This window comes from Psychromonas algicola (assembly GCF_004378355.1).
Classification (GTDB): domain Bacteria; phylum Pseudomonadota; class Gammaproteobacteria; order Enterobacterales; family Psychromonadaceae; genus Psychromonas.
In genome coordinates this window covers 25,335-38,162 of the sequence record NZ_SNUB01000033.1, presented here as the reverse complement: position 1 = coordinate 38,162, position 12,828 = coordinate 25,335, and the positions used below count along the sequence as shown (strand labels likewise).

Below are 12,828 nucleotides of genomic sequence, written 5' to 3'. Positions count from 1 at the left end.
AAATGGTCAAAACCGATCCATAGTTGGAGAGCTGCCATGAATCGGTTTATAATAGAGTTTGAAGACCGCTTGAAAAAACATCTGTAAAAATGGTAATTACACAGAATTATTTACAGGGTCAAGCTCCGCTTTACTACTTGAAGTTAATCTTTAACCATTTTATTTATAATATATAGTAAAACTCTCTCTCTTGAACATAGCTCGAACAAAAAATATTCAACCTTCGAAAAAAGCCTCTGATAATGATTTATCAGAGGCTTCAATTTATTGCTAGATTTGTTATTTACGTTAGCTATTTTCAGCGTAGAAGCTAATAACTAAACCAAACACATTACAGAATATAACGTGTTAAATCTTCGTCTTTAACCACTTCATCTAACATATTCGCTACGTAGGCTTCATCAATCGTGATTGAATCACCTGAACGTTCTGTCGCTTCATATGACAACTCATCCATGATGTGTTCCATCATAGTGTGTAAACGACGAGCACCAATGTTTTCAGTGGTTTCGTTTACTTGCCATGCAGACTTAGCAATTTTATTAATACCACATTCAGTGAAGTTAATCGTAACACCTTCTGTTGCTAGCAATGCTTGGTATTGCTCGCTTAATGATGCTTTTGGCTCAGTTAATATACGCGCTAAATCTTCTTCACGTAATGCTTCTAGTTCTACACGGATTGGTAGACGACCTTGTAATTCTGGAATCAAATCAGAAGGTTTTGCTACTTGGAATGCACCTGATGCAATAAATAACATATGGTCTGTTTTTACCATGCCGTGCTTGGTGTTAACCGTTGAACCTTCAATTAAAGGTAATAAGTCACGTTGAACACCTTCACGAGAAACGTCTGGACCTGAAGATTCACCACGTTTACAGATTTTATCGATTTCATCAATGAAGATAATACCGTTGTTTTCTGCCGCAAAAATCGCTTTTTCTTTTAGGTCTTCTTGGTTAATTAATTTAGACGCTTCAGTTTCTATTAACGCTTTCAATGCGTCTTTAATTTTCATAGTGCGTTTTTTAGATTCGCTTTTACTATTTAAATTCTGAAACATGCCTTGAAGTTGGTTGGTCATTTCTTCCATACCAGGAGGCGCCATAATTTCTACACCGATCTGTGGAGCTGGAACGTCTACTTCGATCTCTTTATCATCTAAGGTGCCTTCACGTAATTTCTTACGGAAAGACTGTCTTGCTGCACCTTCTTCAGCGGGTGCTGTATTGTTAACATCCCATTCTGTTGCTGTTTTCGCTGGTGGAATCAAGATATCAAGAATGCGATCTTCTGCTAAGTCTTCCGCTTGCGCTGTCACTTTTTTTAGCTCTTGTTCTTTGGTGATTTTAATTGCTGCTTCAACAAGATCTTTAACAATGCTTTCAACTTCTTTACCGACATAACCCACTTCAGTAAATTTTGTTGCTTCTACTTTGATGAAAGGAGCGTTAGCTAATTTTGCTAAGCGGCGTGCAATTTCAGTTTTACCTACACCCGTTGGACCGATCATCAAAATATTTTTAGGAGTGACTTCTTGACGAATATCTTCATCAAGCTGCATACGACGCCAGCGGTTACGTAATGCAATGGCTACGGCGCGTTTTGCTTTGCTTTGTCCAATAATATGGCGGTCTAGCTCATGTGCAATTTGTTGTGGTGTCATGTTGTTGGTCATAGTATTAGTCATGTTTTTTCCTAGTCTTTAACTGCTAGTTTTGCATCGATATCGATACATTCAATTGTTTGGTTTGTGTTAGTAAATACACAAATGTTGCCGGCGATAGTTAAGGCTTTTTCAACGATCTCTTGAGCAGACAAGTCAGTGTTTTCTAATAACGCCATTGCCGCTGATTGTGCAAAGTTACCGCCAGAGCCAATAGCAATTAGGTCATTTTCGGGACGAACAACATCACCATTACCCGTAATAATATAAGAATGCTTTGCATCTGCGACCGCTAATAAAGCTTCTAATTTTCTTAGCATGCGATCGGTTCGCCAATCCTTTGCTAGTTCAACTGCGGCGCGTTCTAAATTGCCTTGGTGGGCTTGTAGTTTGGCTTCGAAACGTTCTAAAAGAGTGAATGCATCTGCAGTACCTCCCGCAAAGCCAGCAATGACCTTATCGTTGTACAAGCGGTGTACTTTACGCGCATTGCCTTTCATTACAGTGTTACCCAGTGATACCTGACCATCACCACCGATAACCACTTGATTACCGCGACGTACAGAAACAATAGTAGTCATATTGATACCTTTTATTAATTGAGAAGAGAATGAGACAACCAAATAATTGTTTTGGTTTAATAAATATTAAGTGGGGGAGTTTTTAATGAATTCAAGGGAAATAGACAAAGAAAAGGAGAACCTAAGTTCTCCTTTATAATAACCTTTAACGCCAGAGCCAGATTTTACAGCCGTTTATTTTTGCTCGCTGTAACATGTGCCTTTCTTTTTCTGCAAGACGTTTACGATCGTAAGGACCTAATATTACGCGATACCAGCTACCTGTTTTTTTAACTGTACTTTCTAAACCTTGGAATGCAATGGTCGCTTTAAGCGCTTCTGCATCACTTTTATTTCTAAATGATCCACACTGCATTTGGTAAGGTTTGGTTGGTTTTTTCTCTTCTGGAATATCAACTTTAACTTCTTTGGTTTTTAAAGCGTCAACATAATCCCACATAGGTTGAGGTTTTTCAGGTAAGACCTCTTCTTTAACAACGGTTTTCTTCGGCTTAGGTTTTGCTGGTGGTTTTTCAACAGCAAAAACAAAATAAGCAATAAAGCCGATCAAAGCCAGTGCAACAAAAGTAGCAATGAAAGGAAATCCTTGCTTGGTTTGTTTGCGCTTACTATTTCTATTGTTTGTTGCCCGCTTCGCAGGCTTTCTACGTGTGACTCTTGCCATTATTACATTCGTTCCAATGTGTTAATGCCTAATAATGATAGCCCTTGTTGTAGCGTTTTAGCGGTAAGTCCTGCTAATTTTAAACGACTTTGTTTTTGGCTTTCATTTTCTGCAATTAAAATAGGACATGCTTCGTAAAAGCTTGAAAATAAGCCTGCTAATTCAAATAAGTATGCACATAGGAAGTGTGGCATTCCTTGTTTACCTACTTGATCAATAATTTCATTAAACTGCATAAGCTTACTTGCTAAGTCTTTCTCTTTTTCTTCAGTGAATGAAACATCAGCTGTAATGCTATCAATTTCAATACCTGCTTTGTTGAATATACTGACTACGCGAGTGTAAGCATATAGCAAGTAAGGTGCTGTGTTACCTTCAAAACTTAACATACTATCAAAACTGAAAGTGTAATCGCTGGTACGGTTTTTTGATAAATCTGCATATTTAACAGAAGAAATGCCCACGACAGAAGCAATATGGCGTAATTCATCTTCTGGCATCTCTTGATTTTTTTCTTTTACGAGTTCGTAAGCGCGTTCTTCAGCTTCCGTTAATAGGTCTGCTAATTTAGGTGTTGAGCCTGCACGAGTTTTGAATGGTTTTCCATCTTCCCCCATTACAGTACCAAATGGCATATGCTCAAGCGTTGTGCCTGCTTTAACAAAGTCAGCTAAACGAGCAACTTCAAAGACTTGTTGGAAGTGTAACCCTTGACGAGCATCTACGAAATATAACACTCGGTCTGCATTTAGTGATGACTGGCGGTAACGGATAGCGGCTAAATCAGAAGTCGCATATAAGAATCCACCATCTTTCTTCATAATAATAACAGGAAGCGGTTCGCCTTCTTTATTTTTGAAGTTGTCTAGGAAAACACATTTAGCACCTTGGCTTTCTTGTAGTAATCCTTTTTTATCTAAATCGCTAACCACAACGGCAAGGTCTTTATTGTAGGCGCTTTCACCGTGAACATCGCCGATGCTTAAGCTAACGCCTAAACGCTCATAGGCTTCTTGGCAATGGGCGATACTGATATCTTTAAATTCTTTCCATAATGTTAAGCATTCTTCATCGCCACTTTGTAATGCAACCACAAGGTCACGAGAACGGTTTGCAAAATCTTCTGATTCATCAAAACGTCCTTTTGCTGCGCGGTAGAATACTTCTAAGTTTGCTAGGTTCTTGTTGATTTCTTCACCTTTGGCACGTAGTTCTTCCATATACGCGAGCAACATACCAAATTGTGTGCCCCAATCTCCAACATGATTTTGGCGAATAACCTTGTTACCTTGGAATTCAAGCGTGCGCGTTACTGAGTCACCGATAATGGTTGAGCGTAAATGGCCAACGTGCATTTCTTTTGCAAGGTTTGGAGAAGAGTAATCAATTACGATAGTTTGTGGTGCTGTTGTTTTTTCAACATTTAAGCGTGGATCTGCAAATGCGTTATCAATTTGCTTTTCAAGATAATTAGGATTGATGAAAAAGTTAATAAAACCCGGTCCAGCAATTTCAGTTTTGATCACTAAATCAGATGCCGGTAGGTTTTTTACAATAAGCTCTGCTAATGCACGAGGATTTTGTTTGGCAGGTTTTGCTAACATTAACGCTAGGTTGTTAGCAAAATCACCATGAGATTTGTCTTTGGTGCGATCAATGGCAATTCGTGGTTGAACATCAGCCGGTAGAATTTGTTGTTCTTGTAACGAAGCAACCGCTTGCTCAAGTAGATTTTGAATTAATGTTTTCATGGAATGCTCACCAATGGATTCTGACAAATAAAGTAGCGCAGATTCTACCGTTTATCGGTGGTGAAGACTAGAGTAAGTTAATAACACCCATGAAAAGTGCATATTGTTATTAACTTTGCCATAAAAATTTACATATATTCGAAGTCGTGACTTGCGATGACTGCTTGGTAGAGCATTTCTTCTTCTTGGTTTGTTAACTTCTCAAGTGCTAATTCTGCTTCAATAGTATGACTATCAAAAGCGGCTGTTTGCATTAAGTCGATCAACTGTACATCAAGCTTCATCGCCAAACTGACCACATCTTTAATAGCTAACTCTGGGTTTAACTTTAAGTTTTTACAACGTAAAGGAAAGCTTTGATCAAAATTATTATCTAACCAAGTATCTAATAGGCTTGGTGAAGCTTCTTGAACGAAGTTATTTAAGTTTTGATATGAAACCTGCTCTTTGTTTTGCATATATTCTAATAGTAACTTTACTTTGTGATCTGTGGCTTCAACGCTTAATCGCTTATAGAGATCTGCTAATGCTTGGTGGCAGTCTTCTATATAAAGTAAAAAATCTTTTACTGGCTTGAGGCGCATACATAACTCCTAATAAATACAGTCAATTCTGCTAAAGAGAATCGAATAGGAGCTAATCATAGTCAGTATTTTATATTTATCACCATTTGGAATAGTAAATTGATATAAATTTGCTTTTAATGACTGTTAATTGTTCTGTTTTGTGAATATCAAACACTTACAGCGTTTTTAAATTTGCATAACTTGTCATTAACCATTTACTACCTACATCCATAAAGTGCACTTGCAAACGGCTGTTTTCTCCGCTGCCTTCTTGTGCTGTGATGGTGCCTTCTCCAAATTTAGCGTGTATGACTTGTTGGCCTAGTTTGAAGCCTTGAATATCTTGCGTTATAGCGAGCTTAGCTTTACGAACAACGGGTTCTGCTCGACGCACTTGCGCTTTTAAACGAATGTATTCAATATTTTCTTCTGGTAGTTCACTAATAAAACGTGAAGGAGGGTGGAACTTTTCTTGTCCGTATAGTCGGCGCGTTTCTGCATGACAAAGTGTTAATTTCACCATGGCACGTGTTAAACCTACGTAACATAAGCGACGCTCTTCAGCTAAACGGCTCTCATCGGTTGCTGATTGTTGTCCTGGGAACATCCCTTCTTCAACGCCCACAATGAACACCTGTGGGAATTCTAAGCCTTTAGCGGCGTGCATTGTCATTAATTGTACGGCATCTTCAAACTCATCGGCTTGGTTATCGCCTGATTCTAACGCTGCATAGGCGAGGAAAGCCGTTAGCTCTTCCATTTCTTGTTCTTCTTCTGGGATCACAAAGGCTTTGGTTGCAGAAACAAGTTCTTGTAAGTTTTCTATTCGGCTACGTGATTTTTCGCCTTTCTCTGCTTCAAACATGGCCACTAAACCAGAATGTTGATTGATGTGATCCACCATTTGAAATAAAGGGAGTTCAGAGGTTTCGTTTTTGAAGCGATTAATCAACTCTAAAAAACCACTTAATGAAGCTCTCGCTGCAGGGCTTAAGGCTTTATTCTCAATCAAGTACTGGCTTGCTTGCCATAATGTATAACCTTGCTCACGCGCACAGATTCTTATTTTATCGAGACTGGTGTTACCAATTTTACGTTTTGGTTTATTCACAATTCGTTCAAATGCAGCATCGTCTTGATGGTTATTCATCAAACGTAGGTAAGCGATACTGTCTTTAATTTCTAAACGATCGAAGAAACGTTGCCCACCATAAATATGGTAAGGGATTTGTTGCGCCATTAATTGTTCTTCAAATAGACGAGATTGTGCATTACTACGATATAAAATTGCACATTCGCTTAATTTGTTACCTGCGTTTTTCCAAGTCTGTAGTTGGCTAGTGACATATCGCACTTCATCGTAATCGTTAAATGCGCTGTAAATAGAGATTGGCTCGCCATCATCGTCACTTGTCCAAAGCTCTTTACCTAAACGATCTGTGTTATTTTGTATTAGCTTGTTCGATGCTTTTAGAATATTTCCAGTAGACCGATAGTTCTGTTCTAAGCGAATGGTTACTGGTGAATTTTTTTCTTTTAAGAATCGCTGAATATTTTCAATATCCGCACCGCGCCATCCATAGATAGATTGGTCGTCATCACCAACAATGGTGAGGTAGTTATCGCTGTCGGTTAATAAGGTTAACCAAGCGTATTGTAATTTATTGGTATCTTGGAATTCGTCCACTAATACATGGCGGAAGCGTTCTTGGTAGTGTTTTAGTAATGCTGCATTATTCAATAATAATTCATGAGCACGTAAAAGCAGTTCAGCAAAATCAACTAAGCCAGCAAGTTGGCAGGCTGATTCATAGGCCTGATAAACTTGTAAGCGTTGTTTTTCTTGTAAGCTATAACCGGGATCGATATGTTTAGCACGAAGCCCTTCGTCTTTTTTATCGTTGATATACCATTGCAGTTCTTTGGCTGGATAGTATTTTTCATCCAACTCTAAGCTTTTGATAATACGCTTAACCATTTTTTGTTGGTCGTCACTATCAATGATTTGAAACTGCTCTGGTAGTTTGGCTTCTTGATAATGTAAGCGCAATAAACGATGTGCAATACCATGGAAGGTGCCAATCCACATACTGCCGATTTGTTGCGGGCAAATATCTGCAATACGACCGCGCATTTCCTTTGCAGCTTTATTGGTAAAGGTTACCGCTAAAATACCGTAAGTTGGAATATGATTAACTTGCATTAACCATGCAATTCTATGGGTTAAAACGCGTGTTTTACCGCTACCAGCGCCTGCTAATACCAGCATATTTTGCTCTGGTGCTGAAACTGCTGCGCGTTGATGATCATTTAAACCATCGATAAGGTAAGATACGTCCATAAAAATGCCTGTTTATTTATTCAGTAGATCGCTACTATACCGAAACATAAGATAAATGTGAATGCTCGGTATTTGTGGTGATGATGAGAGACTTTTAGATTAGCTTCAATAAATCTTGAATATCAGCAATTTCTACACAAGGTAATAACTTGCCACCATCGAGACCTTTTTCATTTGGGTTAAACCATACGGCTTGTGCTTGATTATTTTGTGCACCATAAACGTCAGTTATTAAATGATCGCCAACGTGTAAAATATCGCTGATATCTATTTCTAGTTGTAAAGCGGCTTGTTGAAATAGGTCTATATGGGGCTTGCTGTTTAAACCTTCTCCTGCTTTCAATACAAATTCAAAGCTCTCATTGAGACCGATCTGTTTAACATCGACATTCCCGTTAGTAATTGCAACCACTGGATAATGTTGTGAAAGCGTTTTTAGTAGTGCAATACTTGCTGGTGGTACTGAAAAGTTACTGCGTAATTCAAGAAATTTTTGAAAAGCCACTTGTGCGTATTTAATTGCATCAACCATTGGTATGCCGTACACCACCATCACGCGCTTAAGTATTTCTTTACGCCATTGTGAAACATCGTGTCGAAGAGAAGGGGTTTCTTTGATCAATATGTTTTTATAAAGATGCCATTTTCTTTCAGTTAACTCTGATAGCTTTGGGTAAGTTGTCGTTAAGTAAACAAGAAACTCGCTTTCTGCTTTTTTGATAATGGGATAGTTATCATAAAGCGTATCATCTAGATCAAAACTGATGGCTTTAAAGGGGCGTAATGGCTTATAAAATTTCATTTTCTGTTCCATTGTTAGCTTACTTTACTTCTTACGTTTAGCGCGAGGATGTGCTTTGTCATACACTTCCGCTAAATGTTGAAAGTCTAAATGTGTATAAATTTGTGTGGTGGCGAGATCGGCATGGCCTAAGAGTGTTTGTACTGCACGTAAGTTACCGCTAGATTCCAACATATGTGTTGCAAAGGAGTGACGTAATTTATGAGGGTTAACATGGCTTGGTAATGATTGTTCTAGCCCCCATTTTTCCATTCTCATTTGTACACTACGTGTTGAAATACGCCTTTTTTGCTTTGATAAAAACAGTGCGTTCTCACCTGATTCTGCAAATTCTGCTCTGATTTTTAGCCAGCGTTTAATCGTTTCAACTGCGCTTTTAGTAATGGGTAATAATCGCTGTTTACTACCTTTACCTGTCACCATGATTTCTTTTTCTGATAGCTTTATATCTTGTAAGTTAATACCAACTAACTCGCTTAGGCGTAGCCCAGATGAATACATTAGTTCCATCATACAGTGATCACGTATAGTAAGTGGATCATCCCCATTAATATCTAGCAGCTGATCCATATCGTCAACACTGATATTTTTAGGTAGTGGTTTATCTAATTTTGGAGCAGATACACCTTTAGCTGGATTAAAAGTAAGTTGGTCATTTTTGACAAGGTATTCGAGAAAAGAGCGTAGTGCAGAAAGTTTGGTCGCAATGGATCGTGCTTTGATGCCTTTTTGGTGTAACTGTTTGGCAAGTAAACGCACTTGATGAGTATCTAATTGTTGCCACGTTTGAATGTCTTTAGGCTTTAGCAGTTCGATGAATTCGTTTAGGTTACGCTGGTAGTTCTCGATGGTGACTTCGCTGAGGCCTCGTTGACTTGCAAGGTGAGATAAATAACGTTGGATGTCGGGTAACAATGGACTGATTGAATTAGTAGAATTCATGTTATATCTCAGGTTGTGGATTCAGAGAATAAAGCTAAATAATAAAAAGTGCGGTGTCATTTAATGTAAAAAGTGACAAATGAAACCGCACTATCTATAACTAGATCGTTTATATTTGAATTTGCCCGTCAAACACAAATTCAGCTGGACCACTCATACGTACGCTTTGTCCTGGTTGCCAAAAAAAGCGCAATTCACCGCCGGGTAATTCAATACGACAATGTGTATCTAATTTATCCTGTAGCTGTCCAACAACCGCTGCAGCACAAGCACCTGTTCCACAAGCTAGGGTTTCACCTACGCCACGTTCCCAAACGCGTAATTTTGCAAATCCACGATCGACTATTTGTAAAAAGCCAACGTTAACTTTGTTAGGGAAGCGTTCGTGAACTTCCAATAAAGGACCCAGTGTTTCCACCGGCGCCGTATTAATATCATCGACTAAGACAACACAATGAGGGTTGCCCATTGAAACTGCGCCGCATAATACCGTGTGGTCTTCTACACGTAAGATATAGGTTTTCTCTTCCTTCTGTGCTTCAAAAGGAATTTTAGCGGGTGTTAAAATAGGTTTGCCCATATCGACTGTGACATTGCCATCTTGTTCAATTTTAAGTTGAATTTTCCCCTTGGCTGTACTCACATTGATCACGCGTTTATGGGTTAAGCCTTTTTGTTTTACAAAACGGGCGAAACAACGAGCACCGTTACCACATTGTTCTACTTCACTACCATCAGCGTTGAAAATTCGGTAATGAAAGTCTAAATCTGGGTCGTAAGGAGGCTCAACCATTAAAAGCTGATCAAAACCAATCCCAAAGTTGCGGTCTGCGAGTTTGCAGATCGTTTCTTTAGAAAGGAATACATTTTGTGTGACGTTGTTAATGACCATAAAGTCATTACCCAAGCCATGCATTTTAGAAAACTCAATATTCATTTTAGGTCTACTTTTACCAACAAAACTCATTAATGTTGGGAGTGATGTGCTCCCATATGTATTGCGTAAGTTTTAACTAAGGTAAAACATGCTCACCCTTCCATAGCTCTCTGTGTTCTTCTCGCTCGCGAACAACAAAAGCTTTATTACCATCAACCATGATTTCAGCAGGACGACAACGAGAGTTGTAATTTGAACTCATTGTTGCACCATAAGCACCCGCACTACGAATTGCTAAATAATCTCCTTCAGCAATGCTTAACTCACGCTCTTTACCCAAGAAATCACCTGTTTCACAGATCGGGCCTACGATATCGTAAACGCGAGTAGGGCGGTTTTCTGGATCATCCAATTGATTGTTAATTGGAATGATATTTTGCCATGCACTGTATAAAGCTGGGCGGATCAAATCATTCATCGCAGCGTCAATAATCGCGAAGTTTTTGTGATCGTTTAATTTTAAGAATTCAATTTTAGATACTAAGATACCAGCATTCGCCATGATTGCGCGACCTGGTTCAAAAATAAGTTTTAATTGGCGGCCATTCATTCGTTCAATGATTGCTTTCATGTATTCCGCTGGCTCTGGTGGTTTTTCTCCATTATAAGGAACACCTAAGCCGCCACCTAAATCAAGATGCTTAATAATAATGCCTTGCGTTGCTAAGTCATCGATTAACATAAGTAGCTTGTCTAATGCTTCTAAAAATGGCGATATTTCAGTTAATTGCGAACCAATATGACAATCCACACCAATCACATCTAAGAAAGGTAGTTCATGTGCTAGGTTATAAACCGTTAACGCTTGCTCAATTTCGATACCAAATTTATTTTCTTTTAAACCTGTAGAAATATAAGGGTGTGTACCTGCATCAATATTAGGATTAATACGGATTGAAATCGGTGCAACTGTTTTCAATGACTCTGCGACTTCATTAATTCTGTAAAGCTCAGAAATAGATTCAACATTAAAACAGTGAATACCTGCTTGTAATGCCGTCGATATTTCAACTTCTGTTTTACCCACACCAGAGAAAACCACTTTTTTAGGATCGCCGCCAGCTTGGATAACACGTAATAACTCGCCGACAGACACAATATCAAAGCCTGAGCCTAAACGAGCCATAATGTTTAACACGCCTAAATTTGAGTTTGCTTTAACGGCATAACAAATTAAATGAGGGTGAGTACCAGCTGCTTCATCAAATGCTTTCCAATGACGTTCAATGGTTGCTCTAGAATAAATATAAGCTGGCGTACCAGATTTCTTGATTATGTCTTCAATCGCTGTTTCTTCTGCTAATAAACGGCCATCGGCGTGATAATTAAAATGATCCACTTTTAAATCCTTTCTTTATTCTATGGTTTTAAGATATAACAGCTATTGTCTGAAATATTTTATTGCGTCGTTGCTTGTGTTTCGTTTTCGTTACTGTTTGCTTCTAATGTAGTAACTTGTTCTACTTTAGGAGAAGGTGCTGCTTCTCTATATAGCGGACCTTTCATTCCACAGCCTGCTAATAGGCTTGAAAAAATCAGGGTTACTAGCAATAAATTAAGATTTTTCATGCCTTCTCCTAGTTTAATATTTTTAGCGCTCTATAATCGCATTTCATCGTTAAAAAGCAAAGGGGAAGTAAATGACTGATAGCGAATTTATTCAATTAGCGGATATCTTGTATCAAAAAATAGAAGATTGTATCGAAGATTCTGGTGCAGACATCGATTATGACCAAAATGGCTCTCTATTAACCTTGGAATTTGAGAACAGAACTAAGCTAATTATTAACCGCCAAGAACCATTACATCAAGTTTGGTTGGCGACGTTAGAAAATGGTCATCATTATGATTATAAAGCTGGATTATGGGTTGATGATCGCAGTGGCGATGAATTTTTAGGTTTTTTATCGGCAGCGATATTAAAACAGTCTGGCGAAAAAGTGGTTTTTAAATAAAACTGAAGTGGCTACTTTTAAACATGTAGAGAATCAATAATGAATACAGTTATTTTTCCTGGGTCATTTGACCCAGTTACTTATGGGCATATCGATCTAATCACAAGAGCTAATTCTTTAGCTGATCGGGTGATTGTTGCGGTAGCCATTAATACAAGTAAAAACCCTTTATTTGATTTACAAGAGCGCTGTGATTTATTGTCTGATGCTACTCAGCATTTAAAAGGTGTTGAGATTATTCCCTTTAATGGTTTGCTTGCTGACTTTGCGAAAAAGCACCAAGCACAAGCTTTATTAAGAGGAATTCGTGGCGCAACGGATGCTGATTATGAGATCCAGCTTGCACAAGTTAATTACACTTTAAATACTGAGCTTGAAACGATTCTATTACCAGCCTGTGCAAAAGCTGGATTTATCTCTTCAACGATTGTTAAAGAAGTCTTTAAACATCAAGGTGATATCAGCCAATTGGCACCTGAAAATGTAAAGCAAGCGTTGATCAAAAAACAGCAGCAAGCAGATATAAAAAGTTGATTTATTGTAGGTGTATTGCTCTAAATACTTTTCTACAGAGCTAGAGTCGCATACACTGGTACATGAAATATTGATTGAATGGTTTTTTA

The 12,828-nt window shown here is 38.3% G+C and carries 13 protein-coding genes; 2 read left to right on the top strand and 11 right to left on the bottom strand.

Going from position 1 to position 12,828, the window contains the following annotated elements; genetic code table 11:
* Window positions 1-331: 331 nt before the first annotated feature.
* The 11 genes from hslU to lptM all read right to left on the bottom strand — a co-directional run bounded on the left by hslU (window position 332) and on the right by lptM (window position 11,819).
* Entirely contained in the window at window positions 332-1,678 is a 1,347-nt protein-coding gene (gene hslU, locus E2R67_RS14050; RefSeq protein WP_134291588.1) for an ATP-dependent protease ATPase subunit HslU, read from the bottom strand.
* 20 nt (window positions 1,679-1,698) lie between these two features.
* Window positions 1,699-2,247, bottom strand: a complete 549-nt coding sequence (gene hslV / locus E2R67_RS14045; RefSeq protein WP_134291587.1) for an ATP-dependent protease subunit HslV — start codon at window positions 2,245-2,247, stop codon at window positions 1,699-1,701.
* 145 nt (window positions 2,248-2,392) lie between these two features.
* Window positions 2,393-2,911: an SPOR domain-containing protein gene (locus tag E2R67_RS14040; RefSeq protein ID WP_134291586.1), complete on the bottom strand. Its 519-nt coding sequence runs from the start codon at window positions 2,909-2,911 to the stop codon at window positions 2,393-2,395.
* 2 nt (window positions 2,912-2,913) lie between these two features.
* Complete coding sequence (gene argS, locus E2R67_RS14035; RefSeq protein WP_134291585.1) at window positions 2,914-4,662, bottom strand: arginine--tRNA ligase; 1,749 nt, start codon at window positions 4,660-4,662, stop codon at window positions 2,914-2,916.
* Between the two features lie 128 nt (window positions 4,663-4,790).
* Window positions 4,791-5,246, bottom strand: a complete 456-nt coding sequence (locus E2R67_RS14030) for a hypothetical protein (RefSeq protein WP_134291584.1) — start codon at window positions 5,244-5,246, stop codon at window positions 4,791-4,793.
* Window positions 5,247-5,403: 157 nt separating this feature from the next.
* Entirely contained in the window at window positions 5,404-7,569 is a 2,166-nt protein-coding gene (gene uvrD / locus E2R67_RS14025) for a DNA helicase II (protein ID WP_134291583.1), read from the bottom strand.
* Between the two features lie 94 nt (window positions 7,570-7,663).
* Complete coding sequence (locus E2R67_RS14020) at window positions 7,664-8,371, bottom strand: HAD-IA family hydrolase (protein WP_134291582.1); 708 nt, start codon at window positions 8,369-8,371, stop codon at window positions 7,664-7,666.
* 24 nt (window positions 8,372-8,395) lie between these two features.
* Window positions 8,396-9,313: a tyrosine recombinase XerC gene (gene xerC, locus E2R67_RS14015; protein WP_134291581.1), complete on the bottom strand. Its 918-nt coding sequence runs from the start codon at window positions 9,311-9,313 to the stop codon at window positions 8,396-8,398.
* A gap of 109 nt (window positions 9,314-9,422) precedes the next feature.
* Window positions 9,423-10,250, bottom strand: coding sequence for a diaminopimelate epimerase (gene dapF / locus E2R67_RS14010; RefSeq protein ID WP_134291580.1), 828 nt, complete (start codon window positions 10,248-10,250; stop codon window positions 9,423-9,425).
* A 76-nt stretch (window positions 10,251-10,326) separates the two neighbouring features.
* On the bottom strand, window positions 10,327-11,589 hold the full coding sequence (gene lysA, locus E2R67_RS14005; RefSeq protein ID WP_134291579.1) for a diaminopimelate decarboxylase: 1,263 nt from the start codon (window positions 11,587-11,589) through the stop codon (window positions 10,327-10,329).
* Window positions 11,590-11,648: 59 nt separating this feature from the next.
* Window positions 11,649-11,819, bottom strand: coding sequence for an LPS translocon maturation chaperone LptM (lptM, locus tag E2R67_RS16680; protein ID WP_166739396.1), 171 nt, complete (start codon window positions 11,817-11,819; stop codon window positions 11,649-11,651).
* A gap of 71 nt (window positions 11,820-11,890) precedes the next feature.
* On the opposite strand from lptM, the gene cyaY reads away from it, so the two are divergent.
* Both cyaY and coaD read left to right on the top strand, forming a co-directional pair.
* Window positions 11,891-12,205 (top strand): iron donor protein CyaY, encoded by a 315-nt coding sequence (gene cyaY / locus E2R67_RS14000; protein ID WP_134291578.1) that lies wholly within the window; start codon window positions 11,891-11,893, stop codon window positions 12,203-12,205.
* A 39-nt stretch (window positions 12,206-12,244) separates the two neighbouring features.
* The gene (gene coaD / locus E2R67_RS13995) at window positions 12,245-12,739 is read left to right on the top strand and encodes a pantetheine-phosphate adenylyltransferase (protein ID WP_134291577.1); all 495 of its coding nucleotides are present in this window, start codon (window positions 12,245-12,247) and stop codon (window positions 12,737-12,739) included.
* Window positions 12,740-12,828: the final 89 nt, after the last annotated feature.